General features: G+C 58.5%; 17 protein-coding genes. 7 read left to right on the top strand and 10 right to left on the bottom strand.

Annotation, left to right across the window (positions count from 1 at the left end; all coding sequences use genetic code 11):
- Positions 1-157: 157 nt before the first annotated feature.
- Positions 158-1,822, top strand: a complete 1,665-nt coding sequence (locus JXR15_RS05525; RefSeq protein ID WP_422052217.1) for an alpha/beta hydrolase — start codon at positions 158-160, stop codon at positions 1,820-1,822.
- A gap of 28 nt (positions 1,823-1,850) precedes the next feature.
- On the opposite strand, the gene msrQ is transcribed toward JXR15_RS05525, so the two are convergent.
- From msrQ to JXR15_RS05500, 5 genes are all read right to left on the bottom strand, one after another.
- Positions 1,851-2,468, bottom strand: coding sequence for a protein-methionine-sulfoxide reductase heme-binding subunit MsrQ (gene msrQ, locus JXR15_RS05520; protein ID WP_422052216.1), 618 nt, complete (start codon positions 2,466-2,468; stop codon positions 1,851-1,853).
- A 2-nt stretch (positions 2,469-2,470) separates the two neighbouring features.
- On the bottom strand, positions 2,471-2,686 hold the full coding sequence (locus tag JXR15_RS05515; protein ID WP_422052215.1) for a GDCCVxC domain-containing (seleno)protein: 216 nt from the start codon (positions 2,684-2,686) through the stop codon (positions 2,471-2,473).
- Positions 2,687-2,690: 4 nt separating this feature from the next.
- Positions 2,691-3,593 (bottom strand): protein-methionine-sulfoxide reductase catalytic subunit MsrP, encoded by a 903-nt coding sequence (gene msrP / locus JXR15_RS05510; RefSeq protein WP_422052214.1) that lies wholly within the window; start codon positions 3,591-3,593, stop codon positions 2,691-2,693.
- Positions 3,594-3,768: 175 nt separating this feature from the next.
- Positions 3,769-5,265, bottom strand: coding sequence for an FMN-binding glutamate synthase family protein (locus tag JXR15_RS05505; protein ID WP_422052213.1), 1,497 nt, complete (start codon positions 5,263-5,265; stop codon positions 3,769-3,771).
- A 105-nt stretch (positions 5,266-5,370) separates the two neighbouring features.
- Positions 5,371-5,577 carry a hypothetical protein gene (locus tag JXR15_RS05500; RefSeq protein WP_422052212.1) on the bottom strand — a complete coding sequence of 69 codons (207 nt, stop codon included), beginning with the start codon at positions 5,575-5,577 and terminating at the stop codon, positions 5,371-5,373.
- Positions 5,578-5,822: 245 nt separating this feature from the next.
- Here JXR15_RS05500 and JXR15_RS05495 point away from each other — a divergent pair, with 245 nt between their 5' ends.
- Positions 5,823-6,674 carry a hypothetical protein gene (locus JXR15_RS05495; protein ID WP_422052211.1) on the top strand — a complete coding sequence of 284 codons (852 nt, stop codon included), beginning with the start codon at positions 5,823-5,825 and terminating at the stop codon, positions 6,672-6,674.
- 85 nt (positions 6,675-6,759) lie between these two features.
- Here JXR15_RS05495 and clpB read toward each other — a convergent pair whose 3' ends face one another.
- Positions 6,760-9,375 carry an ATP-dependent chaperone ClpB gene (clpB, locus tag JXR15_RS05490; RefSeq protein WP_422052210.1) on the bottom strand — a complete coding sequence of 872 codons (2,616 nt, stop codon included), beginning with the start codon at positions 9,373-9,375 and terminating at the stop codon, positions 6,760-6,762.
- A 254-nt stretch (positions 9,376-9,629) separates the two neighbouring features.
- Between clpB and JXR15_RS05485 the strand changes: the two genes are divergently transcribed.
- The 3 genes from JXR15_RS05485 to pyrF all read left to right on the top strand — a co-directional run bounded on the left by JXR15_RS05485 (position 9,630) and on the right by pyrF (position 11,401).
- A complete protein-coding gene (locus JXR15_RS05485) occupies positions 9,630-9,890 on the top strand; it encodes a hypothetical protein (protein WP_422052209.1) in 261 nt (86 codons plus the stop codon).
- 36 nt (positions 9,891-9,926) lie between these two features.
- On the top strand, positions 9,927-10,628 hold the full coding sequence (locus JXR15_RS05480; protein WP_422052208.1) for a methyltransferase: 702 nt from the start codon (positions 9,927-9,929) through the stop codon (positions 10,626-10,628).
- Positions 10,629-10,702: 74 nt separating this feature from the next.
- The gene (pyrF, locus tag JXR15_RS05475) at positions 10,703-11,401 is read left to right on the top strand and encodes an orotidine-5'-phosphate decarboxylase (protein WP_422052207.1); all 699 of its coding nucleotides are present in this window, start codon (positions 10,703-10,705) and stop codon (positions 11,399-11,401) included.
- Here the strand turns inward: pyrF and JXR15_RS05470 are convergent.
- Positions 11,398-11,877, bottom strand: a complete 480-nt coding sequence (locus JXR15_RS05470; protein ID WP_422052206.1) for an NUDIX hydrolase — start codon at positions 11,875-11,877, stop codon at positions 11,398-11,400. The genes pyrF and JXR15_RS05470 overlap by 4 nt on opposite strands.
- Positions 11,878-11,902: 25 nt before the next feature.
- On the opposite strand from JXR15_RS05470, the gene JXR15_RS05465 reads away from it, so the two are divergent.
- Positions 11,903-13,156 carry a DNA polymerase IV gene (locus JXR15_RS05465; protein WP_422052205.1) on the top strand — a complete coding sequence of 418 codons (1,254 nt, stop codon included), beginning with the start codon at positions 11,903-11,905 and terminating at the stop codon, positions 13,154-13,156.
- On the opposite strand, the gene JXR15_RS05460 is transcribed toward JXR15_RS05465, so the two are convergent.
- Positions 13,153-14,097 (bottom strand): cation transporter, encoded by a 945-nt coding sequence (locus tag JXR15_RS05460; RefSeq protein WP_422052204.1) that lies wholly within the window; start codon positions 14,095-14,097, stop codon positions 13,153-13,155. The genes JXR15_RS05465 and JXR15_RS05460 overlap by 4 nt on opposite strands.
- A gap of 63 nt (positions 14,098-14,160) precedes the next feature.
- Positions 14,161-14,844: a DUF1295 domain-containing protein gene (locus JXR15_RS05455; protein WP_422052203.1), complete on the bottom strand. Its 684-nt coding sequence runs from the start codon at positions 14,842-14,844 to the stop codon at positions 14,161-14,163.
- Between the two features lie 221 nt (positions 14,845-15,065).
- Between JXR15_RS05455 and JXR15_RS05450 the strand changes: the two genes are divergently transcribed.
- Positions 15,066-15,551, top strand: coding sequence for a TetR/AcrR family transcriptional regulator (locus tag JXR15_RS05450; protein WP_422052202.1), 486 nt, complete (start codon positions 15,066-15,068; stop codon positions 15,549-15,551).
- 93 nt (positions 15,552-15,644) lie between these two features.
- Here JXR15_RS05450 and JXR15_RS05445 read toward each other — a convergent pair whose 3' ends face one another.
- The gene (locus tag JXR15_RS05445) at positions 15,645-16,865 is read right to left on the bottom strand and encodes a phenylacetate--CoA ligase family protein (RefSeq protein WP_422052201.1); all 1,221 of its coding nucleotides are present in this window, start codon (positions 16,863-16,865) and stop codon (positions 15,645-15,647) included.
- Positions 16,866-16,930 lie beyond the last annotated feature (65 nt).

The raw sequence follows: 16,930 nt of genomic DNA, 5'->3' as shown, positions 1-16,930 counted from the left end.
TTCAGAACAGTGAACACTGCGGACGGACAACGAACGGCAACGCCTTGAAGGCAGGTGTATAGTAATCGATCAATTTGGACTCTTCCCCCTTAAGAGGCTTTTGTTTGATCACAGAGCCATTAGTCTGCCCACGAACCCCGACTTAAAGGAACACACAGTGACCTGGCGGCGCCGATTGATCTTCCACTTCTCGCTTCGCAGCTTTCTGCTTGGGCTGTCGTTCTTTGCCGCATCCATGACACCCTCACTCATCCCACGGGGGGCTACTGAGCAGGGCATCTTAGGGGGCGTGCTCATTGCGATTGGGTATTTGCTTGGGGAGTCCGTAAGTCTGACCTGGCAGGCCGCCGATTTGCCGCGTCTTGCGGGACGTGTTGGCAAGGTCTTTGACGGGCTGCTCTCCCTCTGTGTGGTCGCATTGACCCTCTGGATCCTGATCTACAGTCTGGAATGGCAAAACGAGCTGCGCGGCAAAATGGGCATGGACGTCGTAGAGGGGCGTCACCTGCTTAAGCTGACAATGCTGACCACACTCACCTTTCTGTCGCTTTATGCAGTGGGGGCTTTTGTGGCGATGCTGTTCCATTGGGTACGGTCCAGTTTCTACCGCATCATGCCGCCGCGTCGGGCAAACGTATTCGGCGTGCTCACGGTGGCGGCCCTTTTATTTGTGGTGACGCGGGACGGGATTTTTGATCGGGTCGTGGCGTCGCTGGATCAGAGTTACGAGACCGCTCAGGAATTGTTTGATGTGGCCCCGCCCCTGCCGCCCCATGCGCATCAGTCTGGCTCCACCGCGTCGTTGATTGATTGGGCCGCCATGGGGCAACCTGGACGGGACTTTGTACTCACCGGCCCCAATGCAACAGCGATCTCCGCCTTCACCGGCAAACCCGCACAAGAGCCGCTGCGCGTTTATGTCGGGCGCGCCAATGGCGAGACCCCGCGGGAACGCGCGGAACTGGCCTTGGCGGAACTGATCCGCGTCAATGCCTTTGAGCGCGAAGTGCTGATTGTCACCAGCCCAACCGGCACCGGCTGGATGGATCCGGGATCTCATGATCCGGTGGAGTATATGCACAACGGCGACATTGCCACGGTGAGTGTGCAGTACTCCTATTTGCAGTCGCCCCTGGCGTTGATCCTGGAAACCCGCACCGGGTTGGATCAGGCCACAGCCCTTTTGGAAGTGGTGCATGAGTATTGGGAGACTTTGCCCAAGGACACGCGCCCCCGGCTCTATGCCCATGGGTTAAGCCTTGGGGCTTGGTCGTCGATGTATGCCACCAATCTGTTCCGGCTGCTTGATGACCCCATCAATGGCGCGTTTTGGGCAGGGCCGCCGTTTCCGTCACGCTTCTGGCAGATCACCCAAAATGCGCGCAATTCAGACAGCCCCTGGGTTTTGCCGGAACTGGGAACCGGATCTTTGGTGCGCTATGCCAACCACTTTCACGATGCCTCGGAAGCGCATGGACCCTGGGGACGCATGCGGATTGCGTTTTTGCAATATTCCAGCGATCCGATTGTGTTTTATGACCCCCGATCCCTGTGGCGCGCACCGCCGTGGATGAATGAGCCGCCAGCCGAAGATGTTTCGCACAACTTGGTGTTTATTCCCATCGTCACACAGTTCCAATTGGCGCTGGATATGGCGCTGTCGTTTGGCGCGCCGCCCGGTCATGGCCATGCTTATTATGCCCGGGATTACATTTCGCCTTGGGCGGAGGTCACGGCGCCGGAGGGATGGACCCGCGAAGACACTGAGCGATTACGCGCCCATTGTGACCTTGGGGTTGGGCAAGGCTGTCGCAATGACTGAGGACGCCGCCCTCTCGGCGACCTGACCGCTAGGCGACCTGACGTTTGGCCGGTTGCGCGGCGCGTTTCTTCGGCAGCTTGCGGATCGCAATCAAGCCAAGCACCACCAAAAGGTAGATGTAGGGCTCGTATTCAAAACCTTTGGTCTGCATGATGTAATGCACACCGCCCAGCGCCACGGCGAGATAGGTCAGCTTGTGTAATTTACGCCAGCGCGGGCCAAGCTTGCGGATCGACAGGTTGTTTGAGGTGAGGGCCAGCGGCAACAGGATCATCAAGGAGATCATGCCGACAATGATGTAGGGGCGTTTGATAAGGTCGGCTTTGACCTGGCTGAGGATCTGCACGTCCAGCACCATCCACACCATAAAGTGCAACAGGATGTAGAAAAAGGCGATCACGCCCAGCGCCCGGCGCCAGCTCAGGAAGTTGAGCTTTGTGAACCGGCGCAAGGGGGTGATCAGCAGGACCGCGATCAACACCTGAAGGCCAACTTTACCCAGCGCGTGCTCCATGGCTTTTACGGGATCAACGCCCAGGCCGCCGGTGAAACCGGCATGAAGCAGCCATGCCGGATAAGCCGCCCCAATCAGATAGAGCAGCCAGTTTGGCGTTTTACGCACGAAGGTGTTGAGGGTGTCGATCATCGTCAGCCTTTGCAGCAGCTTTCGCCCTGTTGAATTGGCGGGCAGGGCACGTCGCCATAAGAACAAAAGACGCAGCAATCCCTAGCCTTGGGGCGCAGCACCACGCTACAACCCGGACACTCCAAAAAGAACTGACAGGCGTCGGTGGGCATCTCAAACGCCTGAACATGCCCACAAGTGGGGCAAGTCAGAGTGGAGGTGAGAATGGCTGCGCGCATGGTCTTAGTAGTTTTTGCGCAGGTCCATGCCTGCGTAAAGGCTGGCGACCTCTTTCTCATAGCCGTTGAATTTCAAGGTTGGGATGCGTTTGGCAAAGAAACCGCCGCCGATGGGACGCTCGGAGGCTTGGGACCAGCGCGGGTGATCCACCTCCGGGTTCACGTTGGAATAGAAGCCGTATTCGCCGGGGATGGATTTGTTCCAACTGGTGGGCGGCTCTTTGTCGGTCAGCGTGATGCGCACGATGGATTTGATCGATTTGAAACCGTATTTCCACGGCACTACCAGACGGATCGGTGCACCGTTTTGTTTGGGCATGTCTTTGCCGTAGATACCCGTCGCCATCAGAGTCAGCGGGTGGTTGGCCTCATCCAAGCGCAGGCCTTCGACATAAGGCCAATCGAGGAACGGCGACTTCTGCCCAATCATCTCATCAGGCCGGTAGAGCGTCTCAAACGCCACATATTTGGCGGAGGACTGCACGCCGGCGAGGTCCAGCAGGTCTTTTAACTCAAAGCCGTTCCACGGCACCACCATCGACCAAGCTTCGACACAGCGGAAGCGATAAATGCGCTCCTCAATGGTCATTTTGGAAAGGATATCGCCAAGCGCGTAGTCACCGGGGCGGTCGACCATACCGTCGATCTTGATGGACCACGGTTTGGTGGTCAGGCGGTGGGCGTGTTTGGCAGGGTCTTCTTTGCCGGTGCCGAACTCATAGAAGTTATTATACTGGGTGATGACATCAAAATCTGTCGCGGTGAGATCGGCGGCGGCGTTTGCTTTGGGGGCAAGGGCTGCGAGGCCGAGACCTGCCATGCCGGCCATGACCTGACGGCGGGTCAGATAGGCGGACTTCGGGGTCACGTCGCCCTGTGTGAGATCATTGGTCCAGCGGTGCGCCATGTGGTGTCTCTCCTATTGCGTTGAGAGAGTGATAGCGCAGGAGTTGGGACACACGCCACACAAGCATGGTCACGATGGTGTGGGGAGATTGTAACGTTTGGCCCGCGTGGGGGCGGTAGAGGTGGGGGCCAGCCCCCACACCCCCGGGATATTTGAAGACTGTGAAAGCAGGGGGCTACATGGCACCGGGGCGGGGGAAGACCTCGTTCATTGGCACCGAGCGGCCGTTGGATTGCACCAGTCGCACGTGGCGGCGGCGCAGTTTGCGGGGTTCACTCACGCCTACTGAGTGGGAAATCACTTCAACCTCTTTCACCAAGGCCTGCGCGTATCGGGCGACGCGAGGGGCCTTGCGATCCACTACCAGTCCTTTTTGGAAACGCGGGTCGTGGGTGGTGATGCCAGTCGGGCAGGTGTTTTTGTTGCACTTGAGCGCCTGAATGCAGCCCAGCGCAAACATGAAGCCCCGCGCCGACACTACAAAGTCCGCGCCTGCGGCAAGTGCCCAAGCGATGTCGCCGGGATTGACCAGCTTGCCCGAGGCGATCAGACGGACGCGGTTGTGCAATTCAAATTCATCGCGCAGATCAGCCACCAAAGGCAACGCCTCGCGCACAGGCATGCCCACCAGATCCATCAGCGGCATCGGGGCTGCCCCGGTGCCACCTTCGCCGCCATCGATGGTGATAAAATCCGGCGCCATGTCAGCCCCACGCCGGGCGATGGTTTCAAAGAACTCGCGCATGGTGAGTTCCGCACCAACCACAGTTTTGATGCCCACCGGCTTGCCGGTGACCTCGCGGATGTGGGCGAGGAAATCCAGGAGATGGTCAAAGTTGTCAATCTCGCGGTGGCGGTTGGGGGAGATGCCATCCTGGCCCATTGCGAGCCCGCGGATTTTGGCAATTTCTTCGGTGACCTTTTCACCCGGAAGGATGCCGCCTTTGCCGGGTTTGGCGCCTTGGGCCATTTTCACTTCAAACATGCGGATGCTGTCATGGCTGGCGATTTCACGCAGCTTGGCGTCGTCCAGCCCACCTTCGGCATTGCGCACACCAAATTTGGCAGTGCCAATCTGATAGACCAGATCACAGCCGCCTTCGTAGTGAAACGGGCTCACACCGCCTTCGCCGGTGTTGAGCCAAATACCTGCCTGCGCCGCGCCGTGGCTGAGCGCCTGAATGGCGGGTTTGGACAGGGCGCCGTAGCTCATGCCGGAGATGTTGAAGAAAGATGGCGCCAGATAGGGCGTGCGGGCGGTGGGGCCAATCAGAAGAGGCTCAGATTTGGCATATTCATCGTCCAGCGGCGGGAACGGGTCATTCACAAAAATCGGCGTGCCGGGCACGTTGAGATTGCGGGTGGAGCCAAACGCAATGGTGTTGGACTTGCCTGCCCCTGCCCGGCCAACCCATTCGCGTTGGGCGCGGTTAAACGGCAATTCCTCGCGATCCATGGCAAAGAAATACTGACGGAAGAACTCGCCCAGCTCGGAGAAGATATGGCGGAAGCGACCAATGACCGGGTAGTTGCGCCGGATGGCATCCTCGGTCTGCCTACGATCGATGACAAAGAGAACAAGGGCGATCACCACCAAGAGCGCGAAGATCAGCACAAACGTCAGACCGAGGAACTCCACCACATCAAAGGCTGTTTCCATTGTGCTTTCCATGACTGGCTCCCTTCTGGCTCGCTGGACTTAAAGTGGAGCGTCCAAGAAAGAAGGGCAAGTCACGTATTTGGTAGGATTTGTCATCCAAAATGAAGAGCTTGCGCCCTAAGCAATACCAGAGACCATGCGCGCTGCTTCAAGCGCGTACCGGTCGGTCATGCCTGTGATAAAGTCACTCATCGCATACAGCGCCGTGTAGCTTTCCACTATTTCACGCAAATCGAGCGACAAGGTGCGCACAAGTTGGGCTTCGTAGTCCGGCAGATCATCACTGTTCCAACCGCTCTGCGCCGTGTCGTGCACGCCAGCCATGGTGCCACCCACAAAAAGGGGGCGATTTTCTCCGATGGCAACGAAAGCAAGCGTGTAGCGAGGTTTTCCTGAATGATGCGATTGGTGATGGTTTCGCTATCAACCAACACGCCGTCACAATCAAACAGGACAAGAAGTGGTGCAAGTTTATGCAAAAGGCCCCCAATCGAGTTTTTGATTATCGCCGTTGTGTGACTTCGTAGATCAAATGAGGACTCACCCGGGCCCGATGGCTGTTCCTTCACATGCATCCTTTACTTTGCAAGACACAGAGTGGCAGACTAGCATACAATAAACACAGGCGTCCCAACCAACTCTTCCAGATTTCAGGTGGCTCCATGACAGCACGGAATGCGACACTTTGGGCGAACCGGTTAGGTGTACAGGCTTTGATGCTCCTTTGCTGCCAAAGCCTGACTGCCCAAGAAAACGCGTCTAATCCACTTGCAGCTGTCAACAACACAGACGTGCGATTCAAATCTCTTGATCTGGGAAAGGGAGCAGACAAACAGGATGCCTACATCGACGGCGCCTACATGCTGCGCCCAGATCTAAAACTGAAATATGAATTGCACTACAATTCAACAAACGCGTCAGGATCCCGCGAAACCAGTTTTGAAAAAGTTGGCGTCAAAGCGATTTACTTTCCAAACGAGAGAAAACTCAGTGAGACTTGGGGGATGCGCACGGCGGTGGGACTGGAGTGGATCTATGACCTCGGTGAGGCGGGCACCGGAATTGGCCCCGGCGCCGATCAATTGGCTCCTTTCGCAGGGGTCGCTTTTGCCAATTTAAACACGGGCCTAACACTAATTCCGCTGGTTCAGCACTTTGCGTCCTACAATGGCAGCACAGATATAAGCCAAACCTCCGCGCGCCTGATTGCTTTACAACCTTTTGCTGACACATGGTGGATCAAGGCCGATCTAAAGCTTCCCTACAATTGGGAAAACGACACATGGCCAGCCTCGGCAGAGGTACAGCTGGGCAAAAATCTCAGTGACGGCGTGGCCCTCTATGGGGATGTGTTGGTTGGGCTGAGCAAAGATCGCACATTTGACCAGGGTATCGGCGTGGGCTTGCGCTTCAAGTATTAACATAATGAGCCAAGGCCGATTTTTGCTCATTCCGGTACTTGAAAGGGCGGAGATTTTCTCCGCCCTCTTTGTACTATGACACGGCTTAATGCACGACGGCGTCATCCGGTTTTGGGTTGTCGCTGCTGCCCACCCGATCTCCTATCAAGAGACCTTCGGCCCCGGCGCTGACCGGCACGGTGTCGCCGTCTTTGATGTCGCCAGCCAGCAGAGCCTCAGCTAGCGGGTTCTGCAGCGCGCGTTGCATTACGCGCTTTAGGGGGCGCGCCCCAAAGACCGGATCATAGCCCTCATCGGCTAGCCACTTCTTGGCACCGTCATCCAGCTCCAGACCGATTTTGCGACCGGCGAGGCGCTTTTTCAGGCGAGCGAGTTGAATGTCGACGATGCCGTCCATGTCTTGCCGCGCCAGACGGTCAAAGATGATGGTCTCATCCAGACGGTTGAGGAACTCCGGTCGGAAGTGGGCGCGCACGGCGTCCATGACATCGCGACGGGCATCCGCAGCATCCGCGCCTTCTGGCAACTGGCTGAGCGCCTGCGCCCCAAGGTTGGAGGTCAGGATGATCAGCGTTTGCTTGAAGTCCACCGTGCGGCCCTGGCCGTCGGTTAACACGCCGTCATCGAGCACCTGCAGGAGCACGTTGAACACATCCGGATGGGCCTTTTCGACCTCGTCAAACAGCACCACCTGATAGGGGCGACGCCGCACGGCTTCGGTAAGCACACCACCTTCGTCATAGCCCACATAGCCGGGAGGCGCACCGATCAAACGGGCGACCGCGTGTTTCTCCATGAACTCAGACATGTCGATGCGCACCATGGCGTTGTCGTCGTCAAACAGGAACTCGGCCACAGCCTTGGTCAGCTCGGTTTTCCCGACGCCGGTTGGCCCCAGGAAGAGGAACGACCCAAGCGGGCGGTTCTCATCATTGAGCCCAGCGCGGGCACGTCGCACGGCGTTGGAGAGCGCGGTCACGGCAGAGTGCTGGCCGATGACGCGGCGGTGCAGGTCATCCTCCATTCGCAGGAGCTTTTCGCGCTCACCTTCGAGCATCTTGGAGGTCGGGATGCCGGTCCAACGCTCGACCACTTGCGCGATCTGTTCCGGGCGCACGGCCTCTTCGACGGTCACCTCGCCTTCGGCGCTCTCGGCCTCGTCGAGCTTTTTCTCCAAGTCCGGGATCACGCCGTAGGACAGCTCCCCCGCACGGGCCAGGTTGCCTGCGCGCTTGGCAATGTCGAGGTCAGCACGGGCCTGATCCAGCGCTTCTTTGATGTCGCGCGCACCGGCCAGCTTGTCCCGGCCCGCCTGCCATTTTGCGGTCATCTCAGCGGAGCGGTCCTGCAGATCAGCCAAGTCCTTTTGCAAGGTTTCCAGGCGGTCCTTGGAGGCCGCGTCATCCTCAAGCTTGAGCGCCTCTTCCTCGATCTGCAATTGCAGGATCTGGCGGTCGAGCGCGTCAAGCTCCTCGGGTTTGCTGTCCACCTCCATGCGCAGGCGGGAGGCGGCCTCGTCCACGAGGTCGATGGCCTTGTCCGGCAGGAAACGGTCGGTGATGTAGCGGTGGCTGAGCGTAGAGGCCGCAACCAGCGCTGCGTCGGAGATGCGCACACCGTGGTGCAGTTCATACTTCTCTTTGATGCCGCGCAGGATGGAAATGGTGTCTTCCACAGTGGGCTCTTCGACCACAACAGGCTGGAAGCGACGGGCCAGGGCCGCGTCTTTCTCCACGTATTTGCGGTATTCATCCAGTGTAGTCGCGCCAATGCAGTGCAGCTCACCGCGGGCCAGCGCAGGCTTGATCAGGTTGGCCGCATCCATCGCGCCCTCAGATTTGCCCGCGCCGACAAGCGTGTGCATCTCGTCAACAAAGAGGATGATTTCGCCAGCGGCCTCGGTGACTTCGGTCAGAACCGCCTTGAGACGTTCCTCAAACTCACCACGGTATTTTGCGCCCGCGATCAGCGCACCTATGTCGAGCGCCAGAAGCTTCTTGTTGCGCAGGGATTCCGGTACGTCGCCGTTCACAATGCGCAGCGCCATGCCTTCGGCAATCGCAGTTTTACCCACGCCTGGCTCCCCGATCAGAACGGGGTTGTTTTTAGTGCGACGGCTCAGAACCTGCATCGCGCGGCGGATTTCATCGTCCCGGCCAATGATCGGGTCAATCTTGCCTTCGCTGGCACGTTCGGTCAGGTCCTGCGCGTATTTCTTGAGTGCGTCATAGCCATCCTCGGCAGAGGCGCTATCTGCGGTGCGGCCCTTGCGGATGTCATTGATGGCTGTGTTGAGCGATTGAGCGGTGACGTTGCCGCCATCCAGCGCGTCTTTGGCTTTGGATTTCACCATCACCAGTGCCATCAGGATACGTTCGACCGGCACAAAGCTGTCGCCCGCCTTCTTGGCCAGCGCTTCGGCCTCCGCCAGAACTTTGGCGGTCTTGTTGTCCATGTAGGGCTGACCTGTGTCGCCGGACACTTGCGGCAGTTTATCAACCGCCGTGTCGACCGCAGCGCGTACCATTTGTGGCGCGCCGCCAGTACGGGTGATCAGATTGGCGGCTAGCCCCTGATCATCGTCCATCAATGCTTTTAGAATGTGTTCGGGCACCAGACGCTGGTGGTTTTCCCGCATCGCAATGGTCTGCGCAGCCTGAATAAAACCGCGGGACCGTTCCGTGAACTTGCTCAAGTCCATGGCTATCTCTCCTTCTAATAAGCGCCCGGTTCAGATGTGGCGCCCGCTTTGCGGCACGCCCCGATTGTGGGCCTCAAGCATGATGTGGGCAACAGCGCGAAATGAATCAAGATGTCACGGCTGGAAAATCGAGTGCTTTGCAAGGGTTGCACAGGTCAGTGCGAAAATGGTGCGAAAATTCCCCTAATTTGAGACAAATTTCGCCCTATTTCGGAATCACAGTGCTCCTAGAGCAGACAAGAAAGGGCCGCACCATGCATGTGACCGAGATTCAGATTTCAAACCCAACTTACCGCCAGACCTTGGGCGAGCTGTCCGCTGTGGTCAGCCTCAGCGACGCCTCCCGCGATGTGCGCCTGCATTGCGCCGTGCCTGCGGAAGAAGAGCGCCCCAAAGGCGCGGGCCGTTTGGCGTTGATCAAAGAAGCGTTGCGCCAGCTGAGCCGCATGCCAGAAATCCGCGCGGGCCGCGAAGAGCTGTCCTTTGCGCCGGGTGTTTATCCCAGCGAGGGGTAACTGGACAGCAAGGCGGTCTTTGGACAGACTGCCCCCATGGCCAGGTTAGAAGATATCCGCATGCGCTCCACGTGGCGTGACATGCTTGAAGGTCAGCCCCAACATTTGGGGCTGATTGTGTTTTTGTGGCTTGGCGCCACCGTCCTGTTGATAGCCGCACCCGATGGGCAGCGGTTTCTGGGGCTCACGGCGCAGGCCTGGGCCGTTACCAGCATCGGCCTCGCAATCCTGCACCAAGTGATAGTGGCCTTTATCTTTCGTGCAGAACTGCACCGCAATCTGGTCACGCGGCTACATGGCGACGCGGATCTTGCCATTTGGACACGGATGTTTCTGCCGCTTTTGGCGGCACGACCGATCACAATCCTGATCACGGGCTTGGCGGACGATATACCCATTGGCACGCCGCAGTGGCTCAATATTGGGCTGGGGCTGCTCTTTGTGGCTGTTGCGATTTACGGTATGCATTCGGTGTTGACCTATTTCACCATCCGCCGCGCCGTGGGAGGCGATCATTTCCGCGAAGAGATTGCCGCCCTGCCCTTGGTCACAGATGGCATCTTCAAATACACCTCCAACGCCATGTACGGACCGATCTTTCTCGGACTGTGGGGCATTGCCCTGCTGTGTGACAGTTGGAACGCCTTGGTCGTGGCCGCGTTTCAGCATGTTTACATCTGGGTGCATTACTACTGCACCGAAAAGCCCGATATGGAATGGATCTACGGCAACCGCTAAGCCTTGCAGCACAGGGCGCACGGCGCTAGAAGGCAGACGTTTGCTTTGCCCCTAGATAGCCCGGAGATACCGCCATGACCGCTGATGACCGTCTGATTGTAGCCCTCGACGTCCCTAACATCCTGCACGGCCAGGAGCTTGTCGGACAGATTGGGGATGCGGTGAGTTTCTACAAAATTGGCCTGGGTATGCTAACCGGCGGCGGATTGGCGCTGGCCAACGAACTGAAGCAGGAACAGGGCAAGCGCATTTTCCTCGACATGAAGCTGTTTGATATTGGTGCCACCGTTGAGGCGGCCGTGCGTGGTTTGGCGCAGTTTGACCTCGATTTCCTGACCGTGCATGGCGATCCCCATGTGGTGGCAGCCGCGAAACAAGGCGCGGCGGGCAGCAATCTGAAAATTCTTGGCGTGACCGTGCTGACCTCGCTGGATCGCGGCGATCTGGACAATTGTCTGATCAAAGACGGGGCCATTCCTGATCTGGTAACCGAGCGCGCGGGCAAAGCATTTGAAGCCGGTGCGGATGGTGTGATTGCCTCCCCTCAAGAGGCGGCGATGATCCGGGCATTGCCAGAAGCTGAGGGTCGTTTGATTGTGACTCCGGGGGTGCGCCCAACCGGCGCTGCGCTGGGGGATCAGAAACGGGTGGCAACGCCAGCGAGCGCAATCAAAGACGGCGCCGACCACATCGTTGTGGGTCGCCCGGTTTGGACTGCGGAAGATCCGCGCCAAGCCGCACAGGCAATTGTGGGCGAGCTGGCCGCGCTTTAAGCGCAGGCGGACATGGGCAGCATGAAATTCTGCGGATTGTCCGGATGCGTGTCGGCGAGGAAATCGGCGAGACGTGTCTGGAAATGCGGGATGCCTTTAGCGTGGGTGAGATACTCACGAGGCGACATCAATTTGATGCGTTGACCTTCATCGCCAAGCACAATGTGCTGTTCCATCTCCGCCGGCAGTTGCGCCGCAAAGAACCACGTAAAGTGATCCTGCCGCTGATAACGGCGGGCCCAGATCACGTCATGTTCTGATAGGGTCAGACCAATCTCTTCTTCGGTTTCACGCAAAGCGCATGTCAGCGCGGCCTCATCGCCTTCGCGACCGCCACCCGGAAAATCCCAGTAATCCGGCCAGGGAATGGTGGCGATGTCATCACGCAGCACCGACACCAGCTTGTCTCCGACAAACACAATCAGCTTGGCGCCGCGATAAGCCCTGTCAGGGAAATTAGGGAATGCTATAGTCATTGCCATCTCCACATGAAGTAGTCCGATGCCAGCAGTATGCCGCGATTGTCTTAACGAATTGGAAACCACAAAAAGATGTCCAGAGTGTGGCAGCTTGCGTGTGACCGCGCATCCGGAGCTTTTTGAGCTGTCTATCGCGCATATGGATTGCGATGCGTTTTATGCAAGTGTTGAGAAGCGCGATAACCCGGAGTTGATCGACAAACCGGTGATTATTGGCGGCGGCAAGCGCGGGGTGGTGTCCACCGCCTGTTATGTGGCGCGTATTCGTGGGGTGCGCTCTGCGATGCCGATGTTTCAAGCGCTGAAGCTCTGCCCCGACGCGGCGGTGATCAAACCACGAATGGAGGCTTATGTGGAGGTCAGCCGCGCCATCCGGGCGATGATGGACGAGATGACCCCGGTGATTGAGCCGCTGTCGCTGGACGAGGCGTTTCTGGACATGACCGGCACCGCCAAGCTGCATGGCGCGCCACCTGCAGTGATGTTGGCGCGGCTGACCAAGCGCATGAAAGACGAGCTGGGCGTGACCGGATCGGTGGGGCTGTCGCACAATAAGTTCCTGGCCAAAGTCGCGAGTGATTTGGACAAGCCGCGCGGGTTTTCGGTGATTGGCAAAGCGGAGACCGATGGCTTTCTACGAGATAAACCGGTGCGGATGATCTGGGGCATTGGGCCGGTGGCGCAGGAGAGTCTGGAGCGGGCGGGTATTCGGACGTTCACTGACCTGTTGCGCTGGGATCAGGAAGACCTGATCGCGCGGTTTGGCAACACGGGCTATCGGCTTTGGCATCTGGCGCGCGGACAAGACCGGCGCAAAGTGTCCGCCCATGCGCCGATGAAGAGCATCAGCAACGAGACCACGTTTTTTGAGGACACCGCCAGCGCGGATATCTTGGATGGGCATTTGTGGCGCTTGGCAGAGAAGGTCAGCGATCGCGCCAAGGCCAAGGATTTGGCGGGTCGTGTGGTGACGCTGAAACTCAAACGGGCGAATTTTTCCACGATCAGCCGCCGGGTGAGCCTGCGGGATGCGACGCAGATGGCGGACACGCTCTATCGCACGGCGCGAAGCTTGTTTGATCAGGTGGGGCATGAAGGGCCGTATCGGCTGATCGGCGTTGGACTGGCGGATCTGGTGCCAGCGACACAGGCGGACCTGTCGGGCGATTTGCTGGACCCGCAGGCGGTCCAGCGGGCCAAGGCGGAGCGCGCCACCGATGCCATTCGCGAGCGCTTTGGCTCTGACGCGATCCTGAAAGGGCGCGCGATGCGTTAGCCCATGCCTTCTGGCCAACGGCGCGGATATTGCGAAATACAGAGCAGCACATCGGCACCGGGCAACACTTTGCGCACATCGGCAATCATGGTGAGGTTGAGGTCATCGACCTGCTCCGGTGTGACCGCCTGCTTGGGGTTGTAGTAGACGCTGACGGTGTAGGTACGGCCAAGTTTGACCACGGACATGTCGGTGAACTCGCCCGGCAGATCGGCGACGGAGGCGCGCAGAGCGCGACGGGCTTTGGCAATAATCTCTGGCTGGGCGGTGACGCCAAGCAGCTCGCCCATGCCGCCACCGAGATCGCGCAGAACTTGACGCACGGCGACCAGACAGAGGAAGAAGACCACGATGCTGTCGCCAATTGGGGCGATGGGCGCGAGAAAGCTATCGCCAAAGGCATAGATCATGCCGAGGCCCAAGGCAGTGGCGACCGTCATAAAGCCGTCAATCGCGGCGGCCTTGCTTTCCAGCTTGAGGATTTCGCTGACTTCGCCGGTTTTCTTCCACGTGTGGCGGTGCATCGCCCAGAGACCAAAACAGGTGGCGCTGATCACCACGAAGTAGATCAACATGGGTTCGTAGTTGAGCGTCGGAATCGCCTCGCCCTGAATGTAGTTCAGGATATTCATCACCGCAGAACCACAGGCAAACAGGATCAGGCCAATCAGTGACAGCGAACGGAAGGTGACAAACACCGCTTCATCTGCGGCATAGCCCAGCGGACGAAAACGATCCGGGGCGGCGTCCACATTCTGGCTGATCTTGCGGCCAATGAAGGCCGAGGTGAAAGCAATCAGGGAGAACAGCCCGTCCATCATGATGGCGGTGGAATTGGACAGGATCGCGGCCAAGACCCCTGCCCCGCCCATAAACAGGCTGCCTGCCATAGCGATGGAAAGCGCGCGCATTTCGCGGGTTTTGATGGTTTGTGCGTCCATGGCGGGTCCTCACGTATCGTGTTCCCGCCAAGATAGTGCATGGCTCGAGGTTTGCGAGGGGGATTAGTACACGAAGGGGATCAGTTTGGCGGTTTTGGCAGCGTAGGTGTCAAACTCGGCACCGTAGCGTTGGGACAGGTAGGCGTCCAAGCCCGGAATGTGGAAGAAGACAAAACCAACGGTCATCAATAGTGGGATCACAAGGGCCAGCCAGGAGGCTGTGAGCAAAGCCCAACCGGTGAACAACACCATATCGCCGAAGTAGTTGATATGCATGGAATGTTTGAACATTCCACCTGTGTAACAGCGGCCTTTGCTCTCCGGGCGCCTCTTCCAGATCATGCGTTGCAGCTCTGAACCGGTATTGAGGTAAGAGCCAAAAGCAATCAGTCCCAGCGCCAACATATCCATGCTGCCGAAGGGCACGGCGGTGTCACTCAGGATACCCGCGCCTAGAAGCAAGAAGCCGATTTCGAATACGGCCGTAAAAGCGGACAATCCCAAGGCTTCTGAGAGTTCCACCTTGCGTTTGAGCAGGACAAAAAGCGTGATCAGGTGGCGCAGGAAATAAAGCACCGCGCAGCCTGCCAATAGTTTGGCGCGGGCTGGGTCTACCCACTCCATTGCAAAGGCCAGCCAAAGGCACAGGACTACGATCCCGCCGTGCAGGGCGGCAAAGATTAGCTTGGGTGCAATGGAGCGGTCATGGGCGCGGTCGACCCCGCCAGTGGTTGCGGAAGATGACATTGAAGGACCTTTCAAAACAGACAGACTATTGCGCGACACCCGTCCGCGATCTTGCAAAGAATGCCGGCCGACACGGCGCAGGCCAGCAGGACTTCTTGACGGACGAGGGGCAGAGTGCGCGATGGAAGCATCTTTTTAGACCAATTGGACGAAAACAATTTCCTCCTAGACCTGAGGGGTGAGTCGTGTCAAATAGTTTTTAGACCAAGTGGACGAAATAAATGCCGAAGATCGTAGACCATGAAGCCCATCGCGCCGATTTGGCGTTGCGCGCCGCGTCCTATTTTTCCGAGCATGGCTATGGCGGTGTGAGCATGCGCAAGGTGGCCACGCATCTGGGCGTGTCCAAATCGGCGCTGTATCACTATTTCCCCACCAAGGAGGCTCTGTTTCTGGCAAGCACCAAAGAGGTGATGAAATCTGTCGCCGTGCCGCAGGCAAGCGGGACCTCACAGGAAACGCAGATACAGGCGCTGACCCAAGCTATGGCACCCGGGTTTGGCAGCGAAATGGCGCTGTTGTTTGACTACTTGCGTGGAAAATCGGCTGCAGAGATTGCCCAAGACGAAGCGATGCAGGTGTCGGTGGCCGCGCATCATGCGGCCGTGGCGGAGATTGTCGGCGAAGACGCCGCGCAGGAAACGCTGGAGAGGATGATGGGGAAGCTGTTGATTGGGTATTTTAAGGGCAATCGCAACCCGACCTGAGGGCAAAGACTTGCCCCAAAAGAAAAAGCCCGCCGCAAGCGACGGGCGTAGCCGAAGCGCCATTTCTGGCGCCGGGCTCAGGGGAAGAGGGGTTTAATCGTATTTGCGCTGGTCTTCGATCACGATGCCGTCTTTGGGCAGGCTGCCCGGCGCAACAATCTCGATCTTGCCTTTGAGCTTCAGCGCGTCTGCTACGGACGCGCCGTAAGCGGCCTCATCACCGCCGGGGCTTTCGATTTGGACGGTCATCACATCCATCTCGCCTGCGCGGGTTGCAATGACGCGGGCCTTGGTGACCTCATCATGTTTCGCCACAAGCGCTGCCACCTGCTCGGGGCGGACAAACATGCCTTTGATCTTGGCGGTTTGATCGGCACGGCCCATCCAACCTTTGATGCGCATGTTGGTCCGCCCGCACGGGCTTTGCCCAGGGAGGATGGCGGAGAGGTCGCCAGTGGCAAAACGAATAAGCGGATAATCAGGGTTGAGCGTGGTCACCACCACTTCGCCCACCTCACCCGGCGCCACAGGGGTGCCGGTGCCGGGCGTAACGATTTCCACAATCACACCTTCGTCGATGATCATGCCTTCCATCGCTTCAGATTCGTAAGCGATGGAACCAAGGTCTGCGGTGCCATAGCCTTGCAGGCAGGTAATGCCGCGATCAGCGTATTCCTGACGCAAGCTTGGGAACAGCGCGCCGCCGCCGACGGTGGCTTTGGTGATCTTGAGTTTTTCGCCCATCTCCTCGGCCTTATCGAGGATGATTTTGAGGTAATCCGGCGTGCCTGCGTAGGCGGTGGTGCCGATGTCAGCCGCAGCGCGGACCTGCATTTCTGTCTGGCCCACACCCGCTGGCAGCACTTTTGCACCGACGGCGCGCGCACCGCTTTCAAACATCATGCCAGCCGGGGTCAGATGGTAGCTGAAGCAGTTCTGCACGATATCATCCGCACCGATGCCCACCGCGTGCAACACACGGCCAAAGCGGAACCAGTCAGAGGTGTTTCCGCCGGGTTCATAGATCGGGCCAGGGGATTGGAACACATGCGCGATATTGGGATTGCTCAAGTCGGCAAAGCCGCCAAGCGGACCGCTGGCCTTCTGTGCCGCACCCAGTTCGGATTTGCGCAGAACCGGCAGCGACGCCAGAGCTTCCACCGAGGTCACTTTGGCTGGGGCAGTGTCTGCCAGAGAGGCCGCAAAACCCGGTAATTGTTTGGCCCGTGCGATCTGTGCCGGCAAAGCGGCGGCCAGATCAGCGGCGCGTTGATCGGCGCTGCGGGTTTCCAAATCGTCAAAAAAGCGGCTCATGTGATGCCATCCTTTGTGGTCCAAAGCCGCACCAAGCGGCCAAAGTCTTCCTGTGCGCCCGCCAG

It is taken from the genome of Shimia sp., from assembly GCF_049116215.1.
GTDB lineage: Bacteria > Pseudomonadota > Alphaproteobacteria > Rhodobacterales > Rhodobacteraceae > Shimia.
The sequence above is the reverse complement of the archived record's forward strand: the minus strand, read 5'-3'. Positions and strand labels throughout refer to the sequence as shown.

Excerpts from the sequence above, each read along its gene's own strand:
- msrQ (WP_422052216.1), bottom strand. The coding sequence starts at position 2,468 with ATGATCGACACCCTCAACACCTTCGTGCGTAAAACGCCAAACTGGCTG.
- JXR15_RS05515 (WP_422052215.1), bottom strand. The coding sequence starts at position 2,686 with ATGCGCGCAGCCATTCTCACCTCCACTCTGACTTGCCCCACTTGTGGG.
- msrP (WP_422052214.1), bottom strand. The coding sequence starts at position 3,593 with ATGGCGCACCGCTGGACCAATGATCTCACACAGGGCGACGTGACCCCG.
- JXR15_RS05505 (WP_422052213.1), bottom strand. The coding sequence starts at position 5,265 with ATGGAAAGCACAATGGAAACAGCCTTTGATGTGGTGGAGTTCCTCGGT.
- JXR15_RS05500 (WP_422052212.1), bottom strand. The coding sequence starts at position 5,577 with ATGGCTGGCGTGCACGACACGGCGCAGAGCGGTTGGAACAGTGATGAT.
- JXR15_RS05495 (WP_422052211.1), top strand. The coding sequence starts at position 5,823 with ATGCATCCTTTACTTTGCAAGACACAGAGTGGCAGACTAGCATACAAT.
- clpB (WP_422052210.1), bottom strand. The coding sequence starts at position 9,375 with ATGGACTTGAGCAAGTTCACGGAACGGTCCCGCGGTTTTATTCAGGCT.
- JXR15_RS05485 (WP_422052209.1), top strand. The coding sequence starts at position 9,630 with ATGCATGTGACCGAGATTCAGATTTCAAACCCAACTTACCGCCAGACC.
- JXR15_RS05480 (WP_422052208.1), top strand. The coding sequence starts at position 9,927 with ATGGCCAGGTTAGAAGATATCCGCATGCGCTCCACGTGGCGTGACATG.
- pyrF (WP_422052207.1), top strand. The coding sequence starts at position 10,703 with ATGACCGCTGATGACCGTCTGATTGTAGCCCTCGACGTCCCTAACATC.
- JXR15_RS05470 (WP_422052206.1), bottom strand. The coding sequence starts at position 11,877 with ATGACTATAGCATTCCCTAATTTCCCTGACAGGGCTTATCGCGGCGCC.
- JXR15_RS05465 (WP_422052205.1), top strand. The coding sequence starts at position 11,903 with ATGCCAGCAGTATGCCGCGATTGTCTTAACGAATTGGAAACCACAAAA.
- JXR15_RS05460 (WP_422052204.1), bottom strand. The coding sequence starts at position 14,097 with ATGGACGCACAAACCATCAAAACCCGCGAAATGCGCGCGCTTTCCATC.
- JXR15_RS05455 (WP_422052203.1), bottom strand. The coding sequence starts at position 14,844 with ATGTCATCTTCCGCAACCACTGGCGGGGTCGACCGCGCCCATGACCGC.
- JXR15_RS05450 (WP_422052202.1), top strand. The coding sequence starts at position 15,066 with ATGCCGAAGATCGTAGACCATGAAGCCCATCGCGCCGATTTGGCGTTG.
- JXR15_RS05445 (WP_422052201.1), bottom strand. The coding sequence starts at position 16,865 with ATGAGCCGCTTTTTTGACGATTTGGAAACCCGCAGCGCCGATCAACGC.